The organism is Agrobacterium sp. 20P9.1.2 (assembly GCF_057799395.1).
The window spans coordinates 123,543-148,197 of the sequence record NZ_JBYOKI010000007.1; the positions used below are offsets into that span (position 1 = coordinate 123,543).

At 57.5% G+C, this 24,655-nt stretch carries 27 protein-coding genes and 1 tRNA gene; 13 read left to right on the forward strand and 15 right to left on the reverse strand.

The window, feature by feature from the left end; translation table 11 throughout:
• Window positions 1–51 precede the first annotated feature (51 nt).
• From AC27VJ_RS19025 to AC27VJ_RS19040, 4 genes are all read left to right on the forward strand, one after another.
• Window positions 52–510, forward strand: coding sequence for a hypothetical protein (locus tag AC27VJ_RS19025; protein ID WP_488685335.1), 459 nt, complete (start codon window positions 52–54; stop codon window positions 508–510).
• A 168-nt stretch (window positions 511–678) separates the two neighbouring features.
• Window positions 679–1,305 carry a glutathione S-transferase family protein gene (locus AC27VJ_RS19030; protein WP_488685336.1) on the forward strand — a complete coding sequence of 209 codons (627 nt, stop codon included), beginning with the start codon at window positions 679–681 and terminating at the stop codon, window positions 1,303–1,305.
• A 207-nt stretch (window positions 1,306–1,512) separates the two neighbouring features.
• Window positions 1,513–2,451, forward strand: a complete 939-nt coding sequence (locus AC27VJ_RS19035) for a DMT family transporter (RefSeq protein ID WP_488685337.1) — start codon at window positions 1,513–1,515, stop codon at window positions 2,449–2,451.
• An 86-nt stretch (window positions 2,452–2,537) separates the two neighbouring features.
• Window positions 2,538–3,665, forward strand: coding sequence for an S-(hydroxymethyl)glutathione dehydrogenase/class III alcohol dehydrogenase (locus AC27VJ_RS19040; RefSeq protein WP_353575638.1), 1,128 nt, complete (start codon window positions 2,538–2,540; stop codon window positions 3,663–3,665).
• 465 nt (window positions 3,666–4,130) lie between these two features.
• Here AC27VJ_RS19040 and AC27VJ_RS19045 read toward each other — a convergent pair whose 3' ends face one another.
• From AC27VJ_RS19045 to AC27VJ_RS19060, 4 genes are all read right to left on the reverse strand, one after another.
• Entirely contained in the window at window positions 4,131–4,904 is a 774-nt protein-coding gene (locus tag AC27VJ_RS19045; protein WP_113088302.1) for an amino acid ABC transporter ATP-binding protein, read from the reverse strand.
• Window positions 4,905–4,915: 11 nt separating this feature from the next.
• A complete protein-coding gene (locus tag AC27VJ_RS19050) occupies window positions 4,916–6,073 on the reverse strand; it encodes an amino acid ABC transporter permease (RefSeq protein ID WP_488685338.1) in 1,158 nt (385 codons plus the stop codon).
• A gap of 1 nt (window position 6,074) precedes the next feature.
• On the reverse strand, window positions 6,075–7,268 hold the full coding sequence (locus tag AC27VJ_RS19055; RefSeq protein ID WP_353575637.1) for an amino acid ABC transporter permease: 1,194 nt from the start codon (window positions 7,266–7,268) through the stop codon (window positions 6,075–6,077).
• Window positions 7,269–7,427: 159 nt separating this feature from the next.
• Window positions 7,428–8,450 (reverse strand): amino acid ABC transporter substrate-binding protein, encoded by a 1,023-nt coding sequence (locus tag AC27VJ_RS19060; protein ID WP_113088305.1) that lies wholly within the window; start codon window positions 8,448–8,450, stop codon window positions 7,428–7,430.
• 440 nt (window positions 8,451–8,890) lie between these two features.
• Here AC27VJ_RS19060 and AC27VJ_RS19065 point away from each other — a divergent pair, with 440 nt between their 5' ends.
• On the forward strand, window positions 8,891–10,078 hold the full coding sequence (locus AC27VJ_RS19065) for a cystathionine beta-lyase (protein ID WP_488685339.1): 1,188 nt from the start codon (window positions 8,891–8,893) through the stop codon (window positions 10,076–10,078).
• A 97-nt stretch (window positions 10,079–10,175) separates the two neighbouring features.
• Here the strand turns inward: AC27VJ_RS19065 and AC27VJ_RS19070 are convergent, their stop codons facing one another.
• Entirely contained in the window at window positions 10,176–11,345 is a 1,170-nt protein-coding gene (locus AC27VJ_RS19070; protein WP_488685340.1) for an FAD-dependent monooxygenase, read from the reverse strand.
• Window positions 11,346–11,370: 25 nt separating this feature from the next.
• Window positions 11,371–11,616, reverse strand: coding sequence for a zinc-finger domain-containing protein (locus AC27VJ_RS19075; RefSeq protein ID WP_353575633.1), 246 nt, complete (start codon window positions 11,614–11,616; stop codon window positions 11,371–11,373).
• A 153-nt stretch (window positions 11,617–11,769) separates the two neighbouring features.
• Between AC27VJ_RS19075 and AC27VJ_RS19080 the strand changes: the two genes are divergently transcribed.
• From AC27VJ_RS19080 to AC27VJ_RS19100, 5 genes are all read left to right on the forward strand, one after another.
• Complete coding sequence (locus tag AC27VJ_RS19080) at window positions 11,770–12,552, forward strand: alpha/beta fold hydrolase (protein WP_488685341.1); 783 nt, start codon at window positions 11,770–11,772, stop codon at window positions 12,550–12,552.
• Window positions 12,553–12,684: 132 nt separating this feature from the next.
• Window positions 12,685–13,509: a serine O-acetyltransferase gene (gene cysE / locus AC27VJ_RS19085; RefSeq protein WP_113088308.1), complete on the forward strand. Its 825-nt coding sequence runs from the start codon at window positions 12,685–12,687 to the stop codon at window positions 13,507–13,509.
• Window positions 13,510–13,627: 118 nt separating this feature from the next.
• Entirely contained in the window at window positions 13,628–13,831 is a 204-nt protein-coding gene (locus tag AC27VJ_RS19090) for a DUF3126 family protein (protein WP_062589522.1), read from the forward strand.
• Window positions 13,832–14,176: 345 nt separating this feature from the next.
• Window positions 14,177–14,788 carry an ATPase gene (locus tag AC27VJ_RS19095; RefSeq protein WP_488685343.1) on the forward strand — a complete coding sequence of 204 codons (612 nt, stop codon included), beginning with the start codon at window positions 14,177–14,179 and terminating at the stop codon, window positions 14,786–14,788.
• A 308-nt stretch (window positions 14,789–15,096) separates the two neighbouring features.
• Window positions 15,097–15,171, forward strand: a tRNA-Glu gene (locus AC27VJ_RS19100).
• Window positions 15,172–15,262: 91 nt separating this feature from the next.
• Here the strand turns inward: AC27VJ_RS19100 and recJ are convergent.
• The 5 genes from recJ to gatC all read right to left on the reverse strand — a co-directional run bounded on the left by recJ (window position 15,263) and on the right by gatC (window position 20,462).
• The gene (gene recJ, locus AC27VJ_RS19105; protein ID WP_488685406.1) at window positions 15,263–17,065 is read right to left on the reverse strand and encodes a single-stranded-DNA-specific exonuclease RecJ; all 1,803 of its coding nucleotides are present in this window, start codon (window positions 17,063–17,065) and stop codon (window positions 15,263–15,265) included.
• Between the two features lie 94 nt (window positions 17,066–17,159).
• Window positions 17,160–17,360: a hypothetical protein gene (locus AC27VJ_RS19110; RefSeq protein WP_353575630.1), complete on the reverse strand. Its 201-nt coding sequence runs from the start codon at window positions 17,358–17,360 to the stop codon at window positions 17,160–17,162.
• 789 nt (window positions 17,361–18,149) lie between these two features.
• A complete protein-coding gene (locus AC27VJ_RS19115; protein ID WP_488685344.1) occupies window positions 18,150–18,641 on the reverse strand; it encodes a GNAT family N-acetyltransferase in 492 nt (163 codons plus the stop codon).
• Window positions 18,632–20,113 (reverse strand): Asp-tRNA(Asn)/Glu-tRNA(Gln) amidotransferase subunit GatA, encoded by a 1,482-nt coding sequence (gene gatA, locus AC27VJ_RS19120; protein WP_488685345.1) that lies wholly within the window; start codon window positions 20,111–20,113, stop codon window positions 18,632–18,634. Before gatA ends, AC27VJ_RS19115 begins: the two co-directional genes overlap by 10 nt.
• A 61-nt stretch (window positions 20,114–20,174) precedes the next feature.
• On the reverse strand, window positions 20,175–20,462 hold the full coding sequence (gatC, locus tag AC27VJ_RS19125) for an Asp-tRNA(Asn)/Glu-tRNA(Gln) amidotransferase subunit GatC (protein ID WP_113088315.1): 288 nt from the start codon (window positions 20,460–20,462) through the stop codon (window positions 20,175–20,177).
• Window positions 20,463–20,723: 261 nt separating this feature from the next.
• On the opposite strand from gatC, the gene AC27VJ_RS19130 reads away from it, so the two are divergent.
• Window positions 20,724–21,581, forward strand: coding sequence for a M48 family metallopeptidase (locus AC27VJ_RS19130; protein WP_488685346.1), 858 nt, complete (start codon window positions 20,724–20,726; stop codon window positions 21,579–21,581).
• Window positions 21,582–21,637: 56 nt separating this feature from the next.
• On the opposite strand, the gene AC27VJ_RS19135 is transcribed toward AC27VJ_RS19130, so the two are convergent.
• A complete protein-coding gene (locus tag AC27VJ_RS19135) occupies window positions 21,638–22,342 on the reverse strand; it encodes a metal-dependent hydrolase (RefSeq protein ID WP_113088317.1) in 705 nt (234 codons plus the stop codon).
• An 83-nt stretch (window positions 22,343–22,425) separates the two neighbouring features.
• Here AC27VJ_RS19135 and AC27VJ_RS19140 point away from each other — a divergent pair, with 83 nt between their 5' ends.
• Both AC27VJ_RS19140 and ruvX read left to right on the forward strand, forming a co-directional pair.
• Entirely contained in the window at window positions 22,426–22,728 is a 303-nt protein-coding gene (locus AC27VJ_RS19140) for an alkylphosphonate utilization protein (protein ID WP_488685347.1), read from the forward strand.
• Between the two features lie 9 nt (window positions 22,729–22,737).
• The gene (gene ruvX / locus AC27VJ_RS19145) at window positions 22,738–23,229 is read left to right on the forward strand and encodes a Holliday junction resolvase RuvX (RefSeq protein WP_488685348.1); all 492 of its coding nucleotides are present in this window, start codon (window positions 22,738–22,740) and stop codon (window positions 23,227–23,229) included.
• On the opposite strand, the gene AC27VJ_RS19150 is transcribed toward ruvX, so the two are convergent.
• The 3 genes from AC27VJ_RS19150 to AC27VJ_RS19160 form a co-directional block, all read right to left on the reverse strand.
• The gene (locus AC27VJ_RS19150; RefSeq protein WP_488685349.1) at window positions 23,169–23,498 is read right to left on the reverse strand and encodes a DUF6105 family protein; all 330 of its coding nucleotides are present in this window, start codon (window positions 23,496–23,498) and stop codon (window positions 23,169–23,171) included. The two genes, ruvX and AC27VJ_RS19150, sit on opposite strands and share 61 nt — an antisense overlap.
• Window positions 23,495–23,656 carry a hypothetical protein gene (locus tag AC27VJ_RS19155; RefSeq protein WP_488685410.1) on the reverse strand — a complete coding sequence of 54 codons (162 nt, stop codon included), beginning with the start codon at window positions 23,654–23,656 and terminating at the stop codon, window positions 23,495–23,497. The genes AC27VJ_RS19150 and AC27VJ_RS19155 overlap by 4 nt, the downstream gene beginning before the upstream one ends.
• 204 nt (window positions 23,657–23,860) lie before the next feature.
• A complete protein-coding gene (locus AC27VJ_RS19160) occupies window positions 23,861–24,514 on the reverse strand; it encodes a TetR/AcrR family transcriptional regulator (protein WP_488685350.1) in 654 nt (217 codons plus the stop codon).
• Window positions 24,515–24,655 lie beyond the last annotated feature (141 nt).

Genomic DNA, 24,655 nt, shown 5'->3' on the forward strand with positions numbered 1-24,655 from the left:
ATTCCCCGCATGCATCATCCATAGAGGCAAACCAATAAGAGAGGCAGTCCAATGTCTACAAAGCTTCTGCTCGCAGCCGCCGGTACCCTGATGGCCAGTTTCGCACTGTCATCGCCTGCATCTGCGCTGACCATGAAAGAATGCAGCACCAAGTACCAGGCCGCCAAAACAGATGGCAGCGCCAAGGACATGAAATGGAATGACTACCGCGCCAAGTTCTGCGGCGCAGATACAGCCGCGGCAGATGCTGCGGACGAGAAGGACGTCGCATCGACCCCGGAAAAAGAACCCGATAAGCCGATGATGGCTGCACCCAAAGGCGTAACCTTCCCCAAGGCCGTGGATAAGAAATATGCCTCTGAAACGCCCGGCAAAGCGCGCATGAAGACCTGCGTGGATAGCTATCACGCCAACAAGGATGCGGGCACGCTGAACGACCTCAAATGGATTCAGAAAGGCGGCGGCTACTGGAGTCTTTGCAGTTCCGCTCTCAAAGCCGCAAAGAGCTGAAGATAACACGTCAGACAGATCATCAGAGACCCGGCTTTGCCGGGTTTCGTTTTATAGCGCAATGTCTTGATTGCGTCGCATCGCAGGCGCAAAATTCCCTCAGACCATGTGTGCCGACAAGAGGCTAAGCGAGAGCGACGTAAAGCAGAAAGCAAGGGAGGAAACACCATGAGCGAACTGACATTCTACACCAACCCCATGTCCCGCGGGCGCATCGTGCGCTGGATGCTGGAAGAAGTCGGTGTGCCCTACAACACGGAAATTCTGGGCTTTGGCGACCAGATGAAATCCCACGCCTACAAGACCATCAACCCCATGGGTAAGGTTCCGGCCATCAAGCACGGCGATACGATCGTCACCGAATGTGCCGCCATTTGTGCCTATCTTGCCGATGCCTTCCCGGGCGCAAACCTTGCGCCAGCGGTCAAGAACCGCGGGCTTTATTATCGCTGGCTGTTCTTCGCGGCAGGTCCACTGGAAATGGCCGTGACCATGAAAGCGATGGGATTTGAAATCTCACCGGACAAATTGCGCATGGCCGGATGCGGCTCCTACGCCGATGTCATGAGAACGCTGGAACAGGCCGTTAGCGAGAACCAGTTCGTCGCAGGCGACCACTTCACCGCCGCCGATGTCTATGTCGGCTCCCATATCAGCTGGGGCCTGCAATTCGGCACAATCGAAAAGCGCCAGCATTTCGTGGATTATCTCAGCCACCTCAGCGAACGCCCGGCCTATAAGCGCGCGCATCAGATCGATGAAGAAGCCACGAAGCAATTGCAGGCGGTGAGTTAAGGGGTCTGGTGGGGAGCAATGGAGCGTTTTGGTAACACAACTCCCCACCATCTTCCTGAAGGCAAATAACGCCCGCTTCCTGTGCCCGACGGCGAAACTGTCAGGGAGCCCTCAACCTATCGGAAACCACTCCCACGCCCACCTCCCACCAGTTGCTATCCCGCCGCGACTCTGATCAATCTTGCTCAGGGAACAAATGGTGATCGCATGAAATCTTCATTCACGAGCGCAAGCGCATTCAAGGGCATGCTGATCATGGCGGGTTGCATGATCGTTCTGCCGGTCATGGATGCGATTGCCAAATATATGGCTGTGTCTGAAGGCATGTCGCCTGCGCAGGTGACGTTTTATCGGTTCTTTTTCCAGCTCGTCTGCACCCTGCCCTTGCTGATGGTCATGTCGCCCCGCGCGCTGCTGTCGGCCAAGCGGCCATGGCTCAATCTGCTGCGCGGCGTTTTGCATGCCGCCGCCAGTCTCGCCTTTTTCGCGGCGGTCAAATACATGCCGCTGGCGGATGTGTTTGCGATCTACTTCGTAGAGCCGTTTTTGCTGACGATGATGTCGGCGCTGTTTTTAGGCGAGAAGGTCGGCTGGATGCGGTGGAGCGCAATTGCGGTGGGCTTCGTTGGCGCGATGATTGTCATTCAGCCGAGCTTCGAGGTCTTTGGCTGGACCTCGCTTCTGCCGGTCGCCTGCGCCTTTCTCTTCACCCTCTATCTCTTTCTCAACCGCGCCATGGGCGATGCGGATAGTCCGCTTGTGATGCAGACCATGGCGGGCATCGCCGGTACAGTCTTCATGGGCGCGGCTCTGCTGATCGGCCATGGGCTGGGTGACGTGAATTTTGAAATGTCGCTGCCCGGCTGGGGCCATGGGCTGGTGCTGCTGGTGCTGCTTGGCTCCATATCCGGCTACATGCACCTTCTCGTGGTCAAGGCCTTCCGCCTTGCGCCGGTGTCGCTGCTGGCGCCCTTCCAGTATTTCGAAATCATCTCCGCGACCGTTCTCGGCTACGTGCTGTTTTCCGATTTCCCAACGGCATCGAAATGGCTCGGCATTGTCATCATCGTCGCATCCGGCCTGTTCATCATCTGGCGCGAACGTCGGGCTGCCAACAAGACGATTGCCGAAGTCGCAGAAGTTTGACGAATATAGGCGCGCACCCTTGTTCCAGAAGCTGAGGTCGGGCAAAAGTCATCTCGACCTATACGCATATAATCATGGAGACGAATATGGACGTTCGCGCCGCAGTCGCTGTTCAGGCAGGCAAGCCGTTGGAAATCATGACGGTTCAGTTGGAAGGGCCTCGCGCTGGCGAAGTGCTGATCGAGGTCAAGGCAACCGGCCTTTGCCACACGGACGACTTCACGCTGTCTGGCGCAGATCCGGAAGGCCTGTTCCCCGCCATTCTCGGCCATGAGGGCGCTGGCATCGTGGTCGATGTCGGCCCGGGCGTCACCTCCGTCAAGAAGGGCGATCACGTCATTCCGCTCTACACGCCGGAATGCCGCGAATGCCCCTCCTGCCTGTCGCGCAAGACCAATCTGTGCACCGCCATCCGCTCCACTCAGGGCCAGGGCGTGATGCCAGATGGCACCAGCCGCTTTTCCATCGGCAAGGACAAAATCCATCACTATATGGGCTGCTCGACCTTTGCGAATTACACGGTCCTGCCGGAAATCGCCGTTGCCAAGATCAACCCGGACGCCCCTTTCGACAAGGTCTGCTACATCGGCTGCGGTGTGACGACTGGCATCGGTGCCGTCATCAACACCGCCAAGGTGGAAATGGGCTCCACGGCCATCGTCTTCGGTCTGGGCGGCATTGGTCTCAACGTCATTCAGGGCCTGAAGATCGCTGGCGCCGACATGATCATCGGCGTCGATCTCAACAACGACAAGAAGGCCTGGGGCGAACGCTTCGGCATGACCCACTTCGTCAACCCGAAGGATGCGGGCGATGATATCGTGCCTTACCTCGTCAATCTGACGAAGCGTGGCGCAGACCAGATCGGCGGCGCGGATTATACGTTCGATTGCACCGGCAATACGAAAGTCATGCGCCAGGCGCTGGAATCCTCCCATCGCGGCTGGGGCAAGTCGGTCGTCATCGGCGTGGCCGGTGCCGGTCAGGAAATCTCTACCCGCCCGTTCCAGCTGGTGACAGGCCGCACATGGATGGGCACCGCTTTTGGCGGCGCACGCGGCCGTACCGACGTTCCGAAGATCGTCGACTGGTACATGGATGGCAAAATCCAGATCGATCCGATGATCACCCACACCATGCCGCTCGAAGACATCAATAAGGGCTTCGAGATGATGCATTCCGGCGAAAGCATCCGCGGCGTCGTTGTTTACTGATAACTTTTAAAAAAAGCCCTTCGGTCACAGGCCGGAGGGCTTACGCATTCGGTCTGACTTTTCCGATGCCTCCTCCTGCAATGCGCACGACGCGAACTGACGCAGGTTCTTTGTTAACCGGCTTGCAAAAAACGCCGGAGAGGCAATTCGAGGCAAATGGCCTCGACCCTCCCTTTCTCCCTAAGCACCCTCCGTCAGACGGTCTGCTCCAAGCGCGGAAACCTCAGTCCGTTCTCAGGATAATCATGTGCGCGCGGATTACCGCGACGGTCCGGCCCTCAAAGCAAACCCATCAAACGCAAAATCCCCGGGGCAAGCCCGAGGATTTCTTTTCGAAGATAATGTCTTTGGTCGCGGCATGGGTTCATTCCGTTTCTCGCAAATCCCGAGAAATGCAGGCTTGCAAGATGGCGGCTAATGAAGAGCCGCACTCCCGTTATGAGCCGTACCGCTTCCCAAATCCGATTAATGCAGGATCTGGCTCAGGAACAGCTTGGTACGCTCATGCTGCGGGTTGTCGAAGAATTCGGCTGGCGAATTCTGTTCGACGATCTGGCCCTGGTCCATGAAGATCACGCGGTTGGCGACCTGGCGGGCGAAGCCCATTTCGTGGGTGACGCAGATCATGGTCATGCCGTCTTCGGCAAGGCCCACCATCGTGTCGAGAACTTCCTTGACCATTTCAGGGTCGAGCGCCGATGTCGGCTCATCGAACAACATGATCTTCGGCTTCATGCACAACGAGCGGGCAATCGCCACGCGCTGCTGCTGACCACCGGAGAGCTGGCCCGGATATTTGTTGGCCTGCTCAGGGATCTTGACGCGCTTCAGATAGTGCATCGCAATCTCTTCGGCTTCTTTCTTGGGTGTCTTGCGAACCCAGATCGGTGCCAGCGTGCAGTTTTCCAGAATGGTCAGATGCGGGAAGAGGTTGAAGTGCTGGAACACCATGCCGACTTCGCGGCGCACTTCATCGATCTTCTTCAGGTCGTTGGTCAGTTCGATGCCGTCAACCTGAATGCTGCCCGACTGGTGCTCTTCCAGACGGTTGATGCAGCGGATCATAGTGGACTTGCCCGATCCCGAAGGACCGGCCACGACGATGCGCTCACCCTTCATGACCTTGAGGTTGATGTCGCGCAGCACGTGAAAATCGCCGTACCACTTGTTCATGCCGGTGATTTCGATTGCGACGTCGGTCGCAGACACGTCCAGCTTTTTGACTTGGGTTTCTGCCATGATTTTTCCCCTTATTTTTTATGTCCGGTGTCGAGGTGCCGTTCCATGAACAGCGAGTAGCGCGACATGCCGAAGCAGAAGATCCAGAATATGAAACCGGCGAAGATGTAACCGGTCATAGGTGTGACAGGCGTCGCCCAGTTGGCATCCGACTGGTTGAGATTGACGATGCCGAGGAGATCGAACATGCCAATGATATAAACCAGCGAGGTATCCTTGAACAGACCGATGAAGGTGTTCACGATGCCTGGAATAACAAGCTTGAGCGCCTGCGGCAGAATGATCAGACGTGTCTTCTGCCAGTAGTTGAGGCCGAGCGAATCCGCACCCTCATATTGCCCCTTCGGAATGGCCTGCAAACCACCGCGAATGACTTCTGCCATATAGGCCGAGGCAAAGAGAGCCACGCCGACAAGGGCACGCAGGAACTTGTCGAAGGTCCAGCCATCGGGCAGGAACAGCGGCAGCATGATGCTGGCGAAGAAGAGGATGGTGATCAGCGGGATACCTCTGATGACCTCGATGAAGGTTGTGCATAGCAGTTTGATGACGGGCATGTTCGAGCGACGGCCCAGCGCCAGCAGAATGCCGAACGGCAAGGAGACGGTGATGCCGCAAAACGACAGGATCAGCGTCACCATCAATCCGCCCCACAGCGGTGTTTCGACATGGGACAGACCGAAATGACCGCCAACCAGCAGGAAGAAGGCCACCACGGGCAGGATGATGAACACCAGAAGCGCGTTCAGGCTCTTAAACGGTGCCTTCGGAATCAGCATCGGGATCAGAAGCGCGACAAAGGCTGCCAGAACGAGAAGCGGACGCCAGTATTCGGACGAGGGATAGCGGCCGAACATGAACTGCGCGAACTTCGCGTTGACGAAGGCCCAGCATGCGCCGGACTGTCCGTCCGGCAACGCGCCACCCTGTGCCACGGTCAGGCAGGCCGTACGGTCAGCACCTGTCCATGTCGCATGGATGAACAGCCACTGCACGAGTGGCGGGATGATGTAGACGAGAAGCGCGATGGCCAGCACCGTGAAGACGATGTCTTTCGGCGTGGCGAACAGCTTTGTTCTCAGCCAGTGGGTGATGCCCACCTGGCTGGAAGGAGCAGGCTCCGGCTGAACCATATTGGCGCGAACATAGGAGATTTGATTGGTTGTCATATTATCTCTCCACCAGCGCCATTTTCGCGTTGAACCAGTTCATGATCAGCGCGGTCGTGAGCGACAAGGACAGGTAGACCACAAGCCAGATGGCCACGACCTCGACGGCCTGCCCTGTCTGGTTGAGGATGGTGCCGCCAACCGCCACAAGGTCCGAGAAGCCGACGGCGACCGCCAGCGAGGAGTTCTTGGTGAGGTTGAGATACTGGCTCGTCAGCGGCGGGATGATGATGCGCATGGCCTGGGGCACGACGATGAGACGCGTGATGTTGTTGCCACGCATACCGAGCGCGCTTGCAGCTTCCGTCTGCCCCTTTGCAACGGCCTTGATACCGCCGCGAACGATTTCGGCGATGAAGGACGCGGTGTAGAAGGACAGCGACAGATAGAGCGACAGGAATTCGGGCGCGATGACCGATCCGCCGCTGAGATTGAAACGACCGGCGACCGGATAATCGAAGGTCAGCGGTGCGCCGAGCGCCAGAAACGTCAAGAGCGGCAGACCGATGATGATGGCGGTGCCGACAATGCCGGTGCGGAACGGTTGACCCGTTCTCATTTGGCGGGCCTTGGCCCAGCGGTAGACGAAATAGGTAATGACGATGCCGACGAGGAAAGCCACTGGAATGAGCCACGCACCCTCGCCCCAGACCTGCTTCGGATAGAAGAAGCCACGGTTGTTGAGCACGGTGCCGAGAGGCAGCTGAAGCGAATCACGCGCCTGCGGCAGAATGGTGATGACGCCCTTGTACCAGAAGAAGATGACCAGCAGCGGCGGGATGTTACGGAAGATTTCGACATAGGCCTGAGCCAGCTTGGAAACCAGCCAGTTATTGGACAGCCGTGCAATACCGACGATGAAGCCGATGATGGACGCTGTGATGATGCCGAGAAACGCCACCTGAAGCGTGTTCAGAATACCGACGACCAGTGCCCGACCGAAGGTGCTGTCATTGCTGTAGGCAATCAGCGACTGGCCGATATCGAAGCCTGCTCTGCCATTGAGAAAGCCGAAGCCGGAAGAGATATTGGCGCGCTGGAGATTGTGAATGGTGTTGGATGCAATCATCCAGACAAACAGCACCAAAAGGATGACTGTGACGACCTGATAAAAAATGGACCGCGCTTGCGGGTCGTAGATAATGGATGTCGCGCTTTTTGAGCTGGACTCCGAGTGGAGCGCTTTGCCTGCCATCGGCACCTTTCCCTCTGTGTGCTCTTTGCGAGCTTCTTTTAACTTATTGCATCGGCATCATCCGGCCCGAGCTTGTTTTTTATAAGCTTCGGGCAGAATGCTAGTCGGGAGGCAGAGCATTCGCCCCGCCTCCCGCATAGAAATGCCGTTTATCGGCTATTAGCGGATTGGCGGAGCGTACTGAAGACCACCCTTGGTCCACAATGCGTTCTGGCCACGCTCGATCTTCAGCGGCGAACCGGTGCCGACGTTGCGATCGAAGACTTCGCCGTAGTTACCGACCTGCTTGATGATGTTGTATGCCCATTCGTTGGTCAGGCCGAGATCGGTACCGATCTTGGTGCCTTCTTCGGTGCCGAGCAGACGCTTCAGGTCAGGGTTGTTTGCGTTCTTCTGCTCATCCACGTTCTTGGATGTGACGCCGAGTTCTTCAGCGTTGACCATGGCGTAGTGAACCCAGCTTACAACGTCGAACCACTGGTCGTCGCCCTGGCGAACGGCTGGTCCAAGCGGCTCCTTGGAGATGACTTCAGGCAGAACGACGTTCTCGTCCGGTGTCTTCATCTTCAGTCGGATGGCATAGAGGCCGGACTGGTCGGTGGTGTAAACGTCGCAACGGCCGCTATCGTAAGCAGAAGTCGCGTCGGATTCCTTTTCGAACACAACCGGGTTGTACTGAAGATTGTTGGTCTTGAAGTAGTCGGCGAGGTTGAGTTCGGTGGTCGTGCCCTGCTGAACGCAGACGGCAGCGCCGGAAAGCTCAAGCGCAGACTTCACGTTCAGAGCCTTCTTAACGATGAAGCCCTGGCCGTCATAGTAGTTGACGGTGCGGAAGTTGAAGCCCAGCGACGTATCGCGGCTGATGGTCCAGGTGGTGTTACGTGTCAGAACGTCAACTTCACCGGACTGAAGCGCAGGGAAACGGTCCTTGGATGTGAGGGGTACGAACTTTGCCTTGGCTGGGTCGCCGAAGACAGCAGAAGCGATACCGCGGCAATAATCAACGTCGATACCCGACCATTCGCCCTTGTCGTCAGGGTTCGAGAAGCCCGGAATACCGGAGCTCACGCCGCAAGTGACGAAACCCTTTGCCTTAACGTCTGCAAGCGTGGCGGCAGATGCAGCCGATGCAGCTCCGAAAATTGCTGCGCCAATGGCGGCTGTCAGAAGTGCCTTTTTCATTTTTCCCAACCTTTGTTTCTTATTCGTAATCAGAAGATGCCGCATATCCTGTCGCATACGCCCGGCTCCCCGCTTCACCTCCCGGTGTGCGCGGCTATCACAATCGCAATTGCCGTCACGGTCAAGTCTCGCCCTCAAGAATTGTGTCCAAAAAACGGAATTTTTAAAAAGTCGTCCCTTTTATGGGCAATTGTCTAATAATTACGCTAAAAAAGGCTAAAATCTACTCAGGCTGTCAGGCAGGTAGACTGAAATTGCGCGCATGAGTAACCCATCCGGGTGCTGTAGCACGTCGCGGCTTGCGATTTAGCCGGTGCGGTGCGACAGCATGAATAAACCAGACGCGATTCATCGCAAAGAACGGCAGCGATAACGAAGTCTTGACCGCAGCGGACTTTAGACACCATCCTCCGGGCATCGATCAGTGAGAGATTTTCAGCATGAAACATAAAGACGGGATTTTTGAAGCCGCCGGCACCAACACGCGGCTGACCCATCTCGGAAACCACCCTGCGGCCAATCATGGCTTCGTCAATCCGCCGATCCTGCGTGGCTCCACCGTTCTGTTTCCCAATGCCCAGACGCTGGTTTCGGAAGACCAGAAATATACCTATGGCACCCACGGCACGCCGACCACGGATGCGCTGTGCGAGATGGTCAACAGCCTTGAAGGGTCGTTCGGCACCATCCTTCTGCCATCGGGCCTTGCTGCCGTCACCGTGCCGTTTCTGGCCTATCTCTCCGCTGGAGATCACGCCCTGATCGTCGATTCGGTTTATTTTCCCACCCGCCGCTTCTGCAACACCATGCTCAAGCAGTTCGGGGTCGAGGTGGAATATTACGATCCGGCCATTGGCGAGGGCATTGAAGCGATGATCCGCCCGAATACGCGCCTGCTGCATCTGGAAGCCCCCGGCTCCAACACCATGGAAATGCAGGATGTCAGCCTCATGTCCTCCATCGCCCACCGGCACGACATCGTGGTGACCATGGACAATACATGGGCCACGCCGCTTTATTTCAAGCCTCTGGACCACGGCGTCGATGTCTCCATCCACGCCGCCACCAAATATCCGGCCGGGCATTCGGATGTGCTGATGGGCTTTGTTTCCAGCAATGAAAAGCATTGGAAGAAGCTGCACGACGCCAACCGCGACCTCGGCCTCTGTGTCACATCCGACGATGCCTATCAGGTGTTGCGTGGCATGCGCAGCATGGGCGTGCGTCTGGAGCATCATCGCAAAAGCGCACTGGAAATCGCGCAGTGGTTGGAAGGCCGGGATGATGTCTTGCAGGTGCTGCACCCTGCCCTTCCCAGCTTCCCGAGCCACGATCTCTGGAAGCGCGATTTCAAGGGCTCGAGCGGGGTTTTCTCCTTCGTGCTGAAGGCGCAGGAAGGACGCTTCAAGGAACACTCGCACGCGTTCCTCGATGCACTCTCCATCTTCGGCCTCGGCTTCTCTTGGGGCGGCTACGAATCGCTCGCCGTTCCCGTATCGCTGCGCGACCGCACCGTGGCCAAAGGACCGACGGAAGGCCCGGTCATTCGCCTGCAAATCGGCCTTGAGGATATTGAAGACATCAAGCGCGACCTCGAAGCAGGCTTCGCAGCTGCGGCTGCCGTCTAAGCCGCCAACTCACCCCTACCAACGTCACCCTCGGGCTTGTCCCGAGGGTCTGCTACGCAGCAACTTTGAAGACGCTGGTGGCGTCTCCAGGAGTCCTCTAAAGCCCCTCTGCCCGATACCCGTACAGCCAATCGAAATCCGCCAGAAACGCTTCCGGCGGCCTCATGGAAAGCACTAGATCACGACCCAGCCGCAGCGGGCCGCTGGCGTGATAGGCAAACTTGTTGAGCGCGGCGCGTTTGCGGGCTTTTTCGATGCGCGGAATGCGATGCGCCTCGAAGTCGGATAGCGTGTCGCCCATCGCCTGCCCCCGCTGAACAAAGGCCGCAAGCTCGAAGGCGTCTTCGATAGCCATGGCAGCGCCTTGCGCGGCAAAAGGCATCATGGCGTGCGCGGCATCACCAATCAGCACCGTATCGCGGCCATTGTGCCAGCTGCCTTCACCGGCCTGAAACAGCGGCCAGAAGGTCGGCTTGTTAACGTGTTGCAGTACCTGCGCAAAGGCCGGGTTCCAGCGGCGGAACTGCTCCACCAGCAAAGCATGCTGCTTGCCCTGCGCCTCCGCCTTCCATGTGTCGCCGGGATTGGTGCCTGCAGCAATCGCCACGATGTTGAAGCCACCCGTCTCTGCCAGCGGATAGGCAACCAGATGCGCCGATGGCCCCAGAAAGGCCGTCACGCAGCGTCGCTTTAGAAACTCGGGAACATCATCGGCAGCAATTGTAAAGCGCCAGGCGATATTGCCGGAAAAGCGTGCGGTCGGGCTTCCCGGCACGGCATAGCGCGCGCTGGACCACACGCCGTCAGCACCGATAATCAGATCGTAATCCTGAAAGGTGATGCCTGCGAGAATGGACTTGCTGACCGCTTCCAGCCGTTTGCCCAGATGCAGGTGGCAGAGCGGATTCCGCTTGACGGCGGCAAGCAGCGCCTGTTGCAAGGTTGTACGGTGCAGCACGCCATAGGGCGCGCGCCAGCGCGCACGCGCCACATCCCGCATGGGCAGAGAGACCAGTCGCTTGCGCGAGAGGCCGGAGGCAAGGTCCACCGTTTCCGGCTCCAGCCATTGCGCTTCGATCTGCGGCAGCACATCGATCGCGGCCAGAATGCTGGCCGCATTGGGTGAAATTTGAAGGCCTGCCCCCACCTCATCCAGCTGTTCGGCCTGCTCCAGAATATCGCAGCGCACGCCAAATCTGGCAAAAGAAAGAGCAGCGGTGAGACCGGCAACGCCGGCACCGATGATCGCAACGGATTTTACGGGCATGGAAAGCCCCAGTCAGAAGAAGAGGTTAGGCTGCCTTCACATGGAAGACGCAGCCGGGCGGGTTGGTCTGTGTGGCCTTCAGCGACGGATTGTAGCGGTACAGCGTCGAGCAGTAGGAACAGACCTTTTCATTGTCGTCACCCATATCGATGAAGATATGCGGATGGTCATAGGGAACGGATGCGCCCGTGCACATGAATTCCTTGACGCCGATTTCGATTGCGCTGTGTCCGCCATCGTTCTGGAAGTGGGGAATGGTATGACCGGCCATGTTCGTCTCCAAATGCAACATCGTGATTGAGCGCAACGCTCAGCTTTTGCGGATATGTAGCGTCAAATGCTTTTCACCTCCACAGAAAACATCGCAGAATATGTTCAACCGTGCGATTTCCTGACATATGGTGCGGCAAAAAGGATGTCTTTGATGAATCTCAATGTGCCCCAATTTTCTCACTTCACCCGTGATGGCCTGCAACTGGCCTATTTCGATGAGGGCGACCCGTCCGGTGCACCGGTTCTGCTGATTCACGGCTTTGCCTCCAGTGCTGCCGTCAACTGGGTGCATCCCGGCTGGGTCAAGACGCTGGGCGATGCGGGATACAGGGTCATTGCCATCGACAATCGCGGCCACGGTGCCAGCGATAAGCCGCATGATGCGGATGCCTATTACCCCGCCGTCATGGCAGACGATGCCCTCGGCCTGCTCAACCATCTCGGCATTTCGGAGGCCCATGTCATGGGTTACTCCATGGGCGCGCGCGTCTCCGCCTTCGTGGCCATGGCCCATCCGGAGCGGGTGCGTTCACTGGTATTCGGCGGCCTTGGCATCGGCATGGTGGATGGCGTGGGCGATTGGGATCCGATTGCGGATGCCCTTCGCGCACCCTCGCTCGATGTCGTCACCCATGAGCGTGGCCGCATGTTCCGCGCCTTTGCCGATCAGACCAAGAGCGACCGCATCGCCCTTGCAGCCTGTATCGAAACGTCCCGCGTGCTGGTAACCCGAGAGGAAGCGGCAAAAATCGATATGCCGACGCTGATCGCCGTGGGCACCAAGGACGACATCGCCGGTTCTGGGCAGGAGCTCGCTGACCTCATGCCGCATGCGAAAGTCATCGACATTCCGGGCCGCGACCACATGCTGGCCGTCGGAGACCGGGTCTTCAAGTCGGCGGTCCTGGAATTTTACCGGGAAATCGACGCTTAAGAAGAATCATTTTCCAAAAAGCTGTCAGAAAAACTGATGCTTTCGCGTCTTTAACCGCGTTGGTAAATCACCATTTCTAGGTGACGCTTTTTTCTGTATAAATGAACGGCACCAATTCAAGGGAGACCATTCATGGTCGCACGCACTGAGGCACGCCATCAGGATCAGCTGTCCGTTGTTGATCCAATTTGGGGAAGTCTGCTGAATGAGGCGCGCGCGGCGGCATCGCAAGATCCGCTGCTGTCTGCCTTTTTCTATTCCACGATTTTGAACCATCATTCGCTGGAACAATGCGTCATCTACCGTATCTGTGAGCTTCTGGACCACCCGGACATGCAGGCCGTGCTGCTGCGCCAGACATTCGAGGAAATGCTCGATGACTGGCCGGAATGGGGCTCTATTCTGCGCGTCGATATTCAGGCCGTCTACGACCGTGACCCTGCCTGCACCCGCTTCATGGAGCCGGTTCTGTATTTCAAGGGTTTCCATGCCATCCAGACCCACCGTCTCGCCCATTGGCTGCTGAACAATGGCCGACGCGATTTTGCGCTATACCTGCAAAGCCGCGCATCAAGCGTTTTCCAGACGGATATCAATCCGGCAGCACGTCTCGGTAAGGGTCTGTTTCTCGATCACGCCACCGGCCTCGTCGTCGGTGAAACGGCCGTTATCGGCGATAATGTCTCCATTCTGCATGGCGTCACCCTTGGTGGTACCGGCAAGGAAGGTGCGGATCGTCATCCGAAAATTCGCAGCGGCGTGCTGATTGGCGCTGGCGCGAAAATCCTTGGTAACATCGAGATCGGCAGTTGCTCGCGCATCGCCGCAGGCTCCGTTGTGCTGAAGCCGGTTCCGCCCAACGCCACCGTGGCCGGTGTGCCAGCCCGTGTGGTGGGAGATGGCGGATGCAACGAGCCTTCGCGCATCATGGACCAGATCATCGGTGCCGACATCTGACGTTTGTCCATTCATCGACGTCCATGTGTTTCACGCGGACGTTTTTACGGCTCCACTTTACTTTCGCCTTTAAGCCATGCCAAAAGCGGCGAAACGTGAACCGCACAGGAGAACAGTGGTGAAAGCCGAAGAAATCAAAAAGCTCGACGCCTATTTCAAGCGCACCTTCAGCGACAAGATGGTCGTAAAGGCCCGCCCGCGCAAAGACGATTCGGCAGAAGTCTACATCGGCGAAGAATTCCTCGGCGTGGTCTACCTCGATGACGAAGACGGCGACCGCTCCTACAATTTCTCCATGGCAATCCTGGACGTCGACCTCTGATCACCACCCGGTGACAGTATCAATTTCAAACCGCCCGCCACGAAAGTCTGCGGGCGGTTTTGTTTTATGGGGTTAGTGCGAGAGAGAAACGAGCATTGGCACATTTGATGAAAAGACATATAATCGGCTTGCTTGCAATTTGAGGTCGCTATGCTTCTTGATCTTTTGAAAACCAAACGGGATGCAATCAAACAGATTGGCAACGATGCTGCTATCCGCGGGCTGAAGCTTGGTATTACACCCTCTTGGATTACTTATGCCAGGACGGGTGCTACGACCAAAACAATCGAAGCGGCGCCTCTTTTGAAAAAGAGCCTCAAAAAGCACTCAGTCCGATAGTCTTCGATGACACCGACCTGTACGATCCTAGCCGGGCCGAACGGGTCTGGAAAATCCTCCATTTACGAAAAACTTCAGCCGCCTGGCCGGTTCATAAATGCAGATGAAATTGCCCTGACTTTGCCTGCGGAAACACTGCCTGGCGTAAAGCGAGTGCAAGCAGGCCGCGCCACGATATCTCTCATCGATCATATGCTCTCGACGCGCGAGAGCTTCGTTTTCGAAACGACGCTCAGCAGCAGTCATTCCATCGAGGTGATGCGGCGGGCGAAACAGGCAGGTTTCCACGTCGGTCTCGTCTATGTCATTTTGCATGGCCCTGCACAAAATGTGGAACGTGTCCGTTTTCGGGTCGCAAGCGGGGGCCATGATATTCCGGTGACCGACATTCTTCGCAGATATGAGAAATCGCTGCGTAATCTGCCAAAGGCCGTTGCCTTTGCCGATGAAGGCGTCTTGATTGACAATTCTGAACGAGAGCCGCTGTTTCTCGCGGAGTTCAGCGCCAACGGCAACTTGTCGTTCAATCACCTTTCCAGCGAGAGCGAGACCGCGTTGCATAGACGCCTCTACATGATATTACGCGGCGCCTTGAGCATGCGTTTGGCCCGGAAATAAACGGGATCCCCACGCTTTTAAACAGCCGATTCTTTTCGGGAAAACACCGCGGAACAAATTCTTGTCTGCTCCGTTTATTTCTCGTCCCCCGATGAAGCGTGGGATTTACGACCAACGGGACGCCCCTGATCCCGTCCTAAATCCCACGCTTCCCCCTTCCCAAAAATCTGACGCGACGACTTGAACGCAGCCTTTTCCACAGCGGCGACATAACCTCTTCAGAAAAAATGTCATCGAAATGCAAAAAAGTGGAAATAGGCGCTTGCGGAGAATCCAGTGCCTGACTATAAGGGCGCCACACAGCGTACGCGCCCTTCGTCTATCGGTTAGGACGTCAGATTTTCATTCTGAAAAGAGGGGTTCGACTCCCCTAGGGCGTACCACTCTCCTCATTATATCAGCGTGATACAGGCGTTTGTTAAACCAACGCTCAAGCGTGGCTGTGCATATTTCGCAAATATCCGACTAAGCTTTTTACGGCGCGACGGCTGCGTCGAGTACGCGAAGCTGTACCCGTCTCTGACCCTGCCATTGCTCTGCACCCAGCGTGCCTGCGACGTGGATTTGACGCCCGCGGGCGTTCATCAGCATCTGGCCGAGAGGCGCATCGGCGGCGCGGAAAGCGATGCCATCCAGTCTTGAGCCATCCATTGCTTCCAGCGTGATCTTCACATGCGAGGTGCCGACAACGCGAACATCGCGCAGGCGGTGCGCGGGCACGGCGAAGATGGGTTGCGAATGGCCCGAGCCATACGGCCCCGCTTGCTCCATCTGCTCCACCAGAGCCAGCGTGGCGCCGGATGCGCCGATGGCGCCATCGATTTTCAGCACGCTGTTTTCCACCAGCTGCGAAACCGTCTTCTGTGCCGCTTCTTCAAAGAAGGTGCGCAGGCGACCGAGATTGCCGCGCTCCACCGTCAGACCAGCGGCCATGGCGTGGCCGCCGCCCTTGACCAGCAGACCAGCTTCAACGGCATTGCGCACCATGCGGCCCATATCGAAACCATTGATGGAGCGCCCGGAGCCTGTTCCCTTGCCCTGCGAGTCAAATGCGATGGCAAAGGCGGGGCGACGGAAGCGGTCTTTAAGGCGCGAGGCCAGAAGCCCGACAATGCCGGGATGCCAGTTCTCCCGTGCGGTTACGATCACGCCAGCGCCGGAGCCATCGCCATATTCGAAGAGAGCCTCTGCTTCCGCTTCTGCTAGCATGGCGGCTTCCATGACCTGGCGCTCGCGGTTCAGCTCATCCAGCTTTTCGGCAATGACCTCGGCCTGCGCCTCATCATCCAGCGTCAGCAGGCGGCTGCCGAGTGCGGCGTCACCGATGCGTCCGCCGGCATTGATGCGCGGTCCGACCAGAAAGCCAAAGTGATAGGGCGTCACCGGCCCGCCGAGCCCGGCCTTCTTGAAAAGGGCTGCAAGGCCCGCATTCTTCATGTGGCGAGCGGCGATCAGCCCCTTCACCACATAGGCACGGTTCAGGCCCTTCAGCGGCACCACATCGCACACCGTCGCCAGCGCCACGATGTCGAGATAGGATAAGAGGTCCAGCGTATAGGCACGGCTATCGCGCTGGTCCTTCAGCACGCGCAGCGTGGCGACCAGCACGAGAAACACGACGCCAGCGGCGCAGAGATGCCCCTGCCCCGACAGATCGTCCTCCCGGTTCGGATTGACCAGCGCCACCGCTGGCGGCAATTCGGTGCCAACCTGGTGGTGATCGATGACGACGACATCCGTCTTGGCATCGCGCGCCGCAGCAAGCGACTCATGACTGGTGGAGCCGCAATCGACGGTGATGATGAGCGTCGCGCCATTGGCGGCAAGCTGCTGCATGGCAGCGGGGTTTGGGCCATAACCTTCGAAAATACGGTCAGGAATGTAGATTTGCGGCTCCAGCCCAAAATGGTGCAGGAAGCGATACATCAGCGCCGAAGACGACGCGCCATCGACATCATAGTCACCGAAAATCGCGACTTTCTCATTGCGCTTTATGGCTGTCGCAATACGCTCGGCTGCCTTTTCGCAATCTGTCAGCGTCAGCGGGTCCGGCATCAGCGAGCGGATGGTGGGGTCGAGAAAGGCGGGAGCATCATCCACGCCGACGCCCCGGCCTGCCAGCACGCGGGCGACCAGTTCGGGAATGCCGTGAACCTGCGACATGGCCAGAGCGCGGTTCTGCCCGGCCTGATCCAGCCGCGACATCCACTTCTGCTCCGTTGCCGACCGATCCACGCCGAGAAAGGCTCTCGGCACGGTATCGACCGCTTCAATCATCGCCATATGTCAGCTAATCCATTCAGCCCGTTGTTTGATTATGGGCTAAAGGCGGAAGCTGGCTTTTTCAAGTGCTAATCTGCGCTTGCCCGGCTTACCACAGCGGCACGAAGATGAAGGCGGCAAAACCGCAAACAACGGCGGCGATGAGACACAGCGCCCGCCAGTCCCGTTCCTGGCCTTCAATTTCGAATTCCAGACTGCGCAGATTGTCGTTTGCGCCAATCCGGCGCGGTTTTCTGCTGGCATCGGGACGAGAAAAATGATCGTCCTTAAACAGTATTGTTGCTTTCACGGCCGCGCCTCCCATCGCTTGGTGAACCTGCATCAGAGTAACATTACAGCCGGTATTTTTGCAAAGTTTTCGATGTCAAAAATCCCGACAAAACCGTGAATACGGCTTCGCGTTCACGCGGCGCCGACGCGCCCGTGTCTTGCCTCATCAAACCCGGAGAGCGCACGCAGATGCGGACATGTCTCTGGTATGGTGTCGTCTCTGGCTCCGCATCCGCGTGGCCTCTGGTCATTCCAATTTCGAGTACTCTCCACCGGCAGGCAGGCGTACCCGCCGGTGAAGATTGGGGCTCGACCAGGCCGTCATTGGTCCCGGCTTCGCCCTATCGTCATTAAGCCTTCGTGCCCTTATTCCGAACCGTGAATGGTTTCGGCGCTTGGGCCTTCGAGCCGCATCTGGCGGGCACGGTTGATTTCGGCCGAAAACCAAACCTTGCCCGCACCTCTTTCTGCGGATGTCTCGCGATACACCCGCAGACAGAGGTGGGGAATTGTAAGTTGGGTTTTGGGTGTGTGGACGAAAAAAATTTGGAATTTTGCTGGATTTTTTATGTGGTTGATTTCTAAAGATATTTGAGGTTTCGGGATGTGGCCCCCCCCTCTGCCCTACCGGGCATCTCCCCCACAGGTGGGGAGATCGACTCGTGGATAGCTTTCGGCCATCTTGAACGTTGCTGATAAAAATGGGGAGCATGCGCCCAGCCAATCTCCCTCCTTGTGGGGGAGATGTCCGGCAGGACAGAGGGGGGTAAGCCACAGACGCAAACATTAGCGACCTGCGACCTAGGCCTTAGAGCTGATGCTCCAGCCGCACCTTCTGCAGCTCAACCTGCATGCTGTCTGACCACTGCGTACCCTGCCAGACAATCCGAAAACCACACCGCTCATAAAGCCGGATAGCATTGACGTTTCTGGCATGCGTCGCAATATTGGCGATGGAAATGCCTGAATTGCGCATCTCTTCAAGGAAATGTTCGACCAACACTCGACCAATGCCCCTGCCCTGAAAAACGGGATCGATCCAGATATCGGAGATATAGTCGGGCGCGTCAGCGCGGGCACCCCAGCCAGCCAATGCGCCGTCGATTTCGGCAATGGCGATATCGCTCTGGGTTTCTGCGGCGAAACGTTCGAATTCACCGCTCACGCGCTCGATCACCGCGGGATCGCGATAGGCATCGTCAAAAGCGCTGCTGGATTTCCAGGCAGCAAAACCAACAAGGCCGACCGCTTTGCGATCGGCCTCGGTCAAGGATCGAATGGTTAGTCCGCTTACCACCACTTAGCAGGCGTAAACTTACCTGCCGCCTGCTCAATCGCACAGGCCGTCTTGAACAGCGTCTCTTCCTCGAACGGCTTGCCGATGAGTTGGAGGCCGAGCGGCAGGCCCTTGCCATCCAAACCGGCGGGAACCGACATTGCGGGCAGGCCAGCCATGTTGACGGTGATGGTGAAGACGTCCTGAAGGTACATTTTGACCGGATCGGCGGCCAGTTCCTTGTCGCCGATTTCGAAGGCGGACGATGGCGTGATCGGGGCGAGAACGGCATCGACGCCTTCGTGGAAGACGGTTTCGAAATCCCGCTTGATCAGCGTGCGGACCTTCTGGGCCTTCAGATAATAGGCATCATAATAACCGGCAGATAGCACGTAAGTGCCGACCATGATGCGGCGTTTGACTTCCGAGCCGAAACCGGCAGCGCGGCTCTTTTCGTACATGTCGGCAATGTCCTTGCCATCGACGCGCAGACCGTAGCGAACGCCGTCATAACGGGCAAGGTTGGACGACGCTTCAGCAGGTGCGACGATGTAATAGGCTGGCAGCGCATATTTGGTGTGCGGCAGCGAGATATCGACCACTTCGGCACCCGCGTCCTTCAGCCAAGCCACGCCCTGCGTCCAGAGCTTTTCGATTTCTTCCGGCATGCCTTCAACGCGGTATTCCTTGGGAATGCCGATCCGCAGGCCCTTCAGCGACTGGCCAATGGCCTTTTCATAATCCGGCACCGGCAGATCGACGGAGGTCGTGTCCTTGGCATCGACGCTGGCCATGGATTTCAACAGGATGGCGGCATCGCGCACGTCGCGGGCAATCGGGCCAGCCTGATCCAGCGAGGATGCGTAAGCGACGATACCCCAGCGAGACACGCGGCCATAGGTCGGCTTGATGCCAACAGTGCCGGTAAAGGCTGCGGGCTGGCGAATGGAGCCCCCCGTATCTGTGGCCGTCGCACCGGCGCACAGATGCGCGGCAACAGCAGCAGCCGAACCACCCGAAGAGCCGCCGGGCACGAGGTTCTTGTCCGAACCATTCGCACGCCAAGGGTTGATGGCCGGGCCGTAATAGGAGCTTTCGTTGGACGAGCCCATAGCGAACTCATCCATGTTGAGCTTGCCGAGCATAACCGCGCCAGCGTCCCACAGGTTCTGCGTCACGGTGGATTCGTATTTCGGCTTGAAGCCATCCAGAACGTGGCTGCAGGCCTGCGTGTGAATATCGCGAACGGCGAAGAGATCCTTGACGCCGAGCGGAATGCCTTCCAGCGCACCGGCATTGCCAGCGGCCAGCTTCTCATCGGAAGCCTTGGCCATCTCGCGCGCCTTTTCAGGTGTGATGGTAACATAGGTGTTCAGCGCTTCATTGGCGGCTTCGACTGCGCTCAGATAGGCATCCGTCAGTTCTATGGCGGTGAAGTCCTTGGCCTTCAGCTTGTCGCGCGCTTCGGCAATGGTCAGGCTGGTAAGATCGGTCATATCGGCAACGGCTTTCGAAATTTTTTAAATCGGACGGGCGGGAATAAACCGTGGGCAGGGTTTACTCGACCACCTTCGGGACGAGGAAGAAATTGCGGTCGGTATTGGGCGCATTGGCGACGATGTCGTCCGCCTTGTTCCCATCGCTCACCACGTCGGCGCGCTTCTTCATCGCAACCGGGGTGACCGATGTCATGGGGTCGACGCCATCAACATTCACTTCCGAAAGCTGCTCCACGAAACCGAGAATGCCATTCAACTGGCCAAGCATGATGTTGGCCTCTTCTTCGTCAACGGCAATACGGGCAAGGCGCGCTACGCGCTTCACGGTGGCAAGATCAACGGACATGGTTCTACTCCGGACAAGAATTTTCCTACCCGCTATAATGACCGCGCCAGCAGTTCGCAACCGTCATCGCCGCCAGAAACAGCGGTGAAAATAATATTCGCCTTATGCGGGAACATTTTTCCCATACGCGAGTTTTCGCGCCGGGGAATTCCTCCCCTTCTATATAAACAAAGTCATTGCAGCAGGAAGCGGGGTTGGGGCCTGTTCATTGTTCAAGCGCCACAGCGTTTCTGGATCATGCTGTTTTAACGGGGGTTAAACATGAATTTCGACATGTCAAAAGTGCGTCACCCGAAAGAGAAGGCGTATGGATTTCTCACCTTGCTCTTCGGCACGCTGGTGTGGATGGGTGTTGCCGCAGCCATCCTATACATTGCTACAACGGACAGCATCGCAATCCTCTTTGCCGTCCTGTTTTACATTCTCATCATCTGGTTCTTTTCATACGTCGCACGCGCCTTGGTGCGCGCTTACATGATCGGCCACTATGTTCTCGTCAGCGAGGTGCAGTTTCCTCATCTTCACAAGATGGTGGCTGACGGCGCACAGAAGCTGGGCTTGAAAGAAGTGCCGCAAGCCTTCGTCTATAATTCCAGTGGCGTAATGAACGCTATGGCGCTGACGCTGGTCGGGCGCTCACGCTACATCTGGCTGACATCGGCTCTGATCGATTCTGACGATGAGGAGCAGGTGAGATTCGTGATCGGTCACGAGCTGGGCCACCATGTTGCGGGCCATCTGGACGAGCCATGGAGCTTCTTGCGTCTGCCCGGCCTGATCATACCGTTTCTGGGACAGGCCTATTCCCGCGCCCGGGAACTGACCTGCGACCGCGTTGGTCTCGTCGTTTCCGGTGACATGAAGGCATCGCGCACTGCACTTCAGATGCTGGCCTGCGGCAGCGCCAAGCTGAACGCCCAGATGAACCCGAATGCGTTCGAAGAGCAGGACAAGATGGTGCCGTCCATTGCCGGTTTCTTCCTGACGATCTTCTCGCTCTACCCGCGCCACACGCGCCGGGTGGCGGCACTGAGTGAGTGGAGAAATGCGCTGAGCGGCATTTCGTCTGCGCCATCCCGCCCCGTGCAGACTGGACGGGTTGAACCGCAGATCGCTTGAGGCAAGTAGAAACAGAAAAGCCCGATATGCGATCTGCATATCGGGCTTTTGCTTTTTTAGAACTCCAGCGTGTGTCCGACGCTTGGCGTATCCACGCGGCTTTCCGAGCCTTCCATGCCGGTGACGAATTTTTCCGGGGTCTGGTCGATGATGGGGAACGTGCCATAGTGGCAGGGCACGACGTTGCGGAACTTGAAGAAGCGCTGGCAGGCGAGAGCAGCCACCGCGCCGCCCATGGTGAAGCGGTCACCAATGGGAACGAGGCCGATGTCGGGCTCGTGCAGCTCGTTGATCAGCGCCATGTCGGAGAAGATATCCGTATCGCCCATATGATAGACCGTCGGGCCGTCTTCGAAATGCAGCATCAGGCCGTTGGCATTGCCGAGTGCGTGACTGACGCCGTCTTCGGTAATCTGGGCGGAAGAATGCAGCGCGTTGGTGAAAGTTGCGGAAAAGCCATCGAAGCCAACCGTGCCGCCGGTATTGCCCATTTCCAGCTTAGAGACGCCCTTGGAGCCCAGCCATGCAGCGAGATCGGCATTGGCGAGAACTGTCGCGCCGGTGTCCTTGGCCAACTGGATGGTGTCGCCCACATGGTCGCCGTGGCCGTGGGTCAGCAGAATATGGGTAATGCCGCTGGCGACGTCCTTGGCATTCTGGTCGGCGAAGCTTGAGTTTCCGGTGAAAAACGGATCGATGAGGATTTTTGCCTTACCGGTTTCGAGGCGGAATGCGGAATGGCCGAGCCAGGTGAGTTTCATGGAAGTTCTCCTTTGTATTACCGATATATTATGACATAGGACGGGCCATACAACCGCCCTCGATTTAATTTGGAATTGCGAACATGGCCGCTGATGATGACGAATATGTGTATGACGAAGCGACCGGTGAATGGCGTGCGGCCTCCGAGATTGCGGCCCAGGCGGCAAAAGCTAACGAGGTTCGCGATGCCAGCGGTACGCTTCTGGTCGATGGTGATGCCGTGACCTTGATCAAGGATTTGAAGGTGAAGGGTGCGGGAACCACGTTGAAGCAGGGCACCGTGATAAAGTCCATTCGCCTGACCGATAATCCAGAAGAAATCGATTGCCGCCACGATGCCATCAAGGGTCTCGTGCTGCGCACCGAATTCGTACGCAAACGCTGAGAAGAGCCGATGGCGACGCTGACGATAGAGGAACTGGTGGATTTTCTGCAGCCGGGACAGGCCATTGCCGGGCTGGACCTGGGCACCAAGACCATCGGTCTTGCCATGTCCGATCTTTCGCGGCGTTTCGCCACCCCTCGCCCGGTCATCAAGCGAGTTAAATTCACGCCGGATGCACAGACGCTTATGGACTTCGCTCAGAAGGAAAAGGTCGCAGCCTTCATCATCGGCCTGCCGGTCAATATGGACGGGTCATCCGGACCGCGCGTGCAGGCCACGCGCGCCTTTGTGCGGGCCATGGGCGAAAAGACCGACCTGCCCTTCATCTATTGGGATGAGCGTCTTTCAACGGTTGCCGCAGAACGGGCGCTGCTGGAGATGGATGTTTCCCGCGCCAAGCGCGCCGAACGGATCGATTCGGCTGCTGCCAGCTTCATTCTTCAGGGTGCGCTGGACAGGCTGTCCGCTCTTGGCAGAACGGCTGGCTCCTTCGAGGGCTGACGGCCACGCCACCATGCGCCAATGACCTTACGCTTGCGAAACCCGACGATCGCGAAAACCACAAGGCTGTCCAGCGCGATAGCACGCATGACCAATGGTGGAATCGTTTCCGGCGGAATGCCCAGCACGCTGCCGTAAATTTGGAAGACCAGATCATGCGCCTGCCGGGTGAGCATGAAAATGCCGAAGCTCATGTCGTAATAGGACAGGCTGTACCAGCTGCCCAGCAGCGCAATCGGCCCGGCCCAGAGAATGAGAAACCACTTCATGCCATCTGCCCCCGCACAAAGACGGTATCAGGAATGGCGGCAAGCACGCCCCAGCGCAGACACGCCATAAGGCACAGGTTCATCGTCGGAACATCGATGTCCAACGGCAGCATGGCGAAGAACGTCATCATGACGATCAAGGATATCCAGCGGGTCACGGCGGTTCCTTTGCATACGCCCACAGGCGCATGGTTAATAATTCCTTAATACAATGATCCCACCAATTCTTATGGGCAAATAAAAGTTGGTGACATGGTTAACAAATGTGGGAGGGCTGTGGATAATGTCATTGCGACCTAGCAACAACGCAGGCTGGCGCCATTGGCTCCACGCTCAATAGAAATATTATAATATTTATTGAATCAGCCGTAAACGCCGCGCACGATCCGTTTCACGGCGGTACCAATCTTGTCCCAATCCTTGGCAGTTTTCAGCCCGACACCGGCGAACTGCCCGCTGGTGGCGGCGGAGATGACGAGATGCTGGATGGCCGCGAAAATCACCGCGTTCACGGCGCCGGTATCGATGCCCTTCGGCGCTTCGAGCGAGCCGCGCATGCGCTCCAGCCACTTGGCCAATGCCTTGGCGCGGGCATCGGCCAGCTGCTTGACCTGCGGTGTGTTTTCCGAAACTTCCCAGGCCACGATCTTGCATACGAGCGGATCGCTGCGCAGCGCTTCGATGTAATAAAGCGCCAGCTTTTCCATGAGATCGCCATAGGTCAGCAAAAACATGCCGCCGGTATCTTCGGGAATACGATCCTTGACCCACGAGCCTAGGTCTTCACCAATGGCCGAGACCAGCCCTTCCAGCCCACCGAAATAACGATAGATCAGCTGCTTGTCACACCCGGCCCGTCGCGCGACGGCATTGATGCCAAAACCCTGAAACCCCTCCTCCGCCAGCAAACCCTTGGCCGCCGCAAAAATAGCCTTCTCCGTCGCAGCGCGATCCTTGATGCGCTTTTCCGGTACGGCAGGTGTTATCAGGGCAGCAGTGCCATCGATGGCCAGCATGATCGCGCGATTCTCCGTGTGGTGACGTGACCAACGGAGTTAGCAAAGGGTTAATTTATCGGCAATGCGGGGAATGGTCGGGAGACGAAGGTAGTTGTGGATGAAGCGGGGAAGGCTTTCAAAACTTAAATGATCCCACCA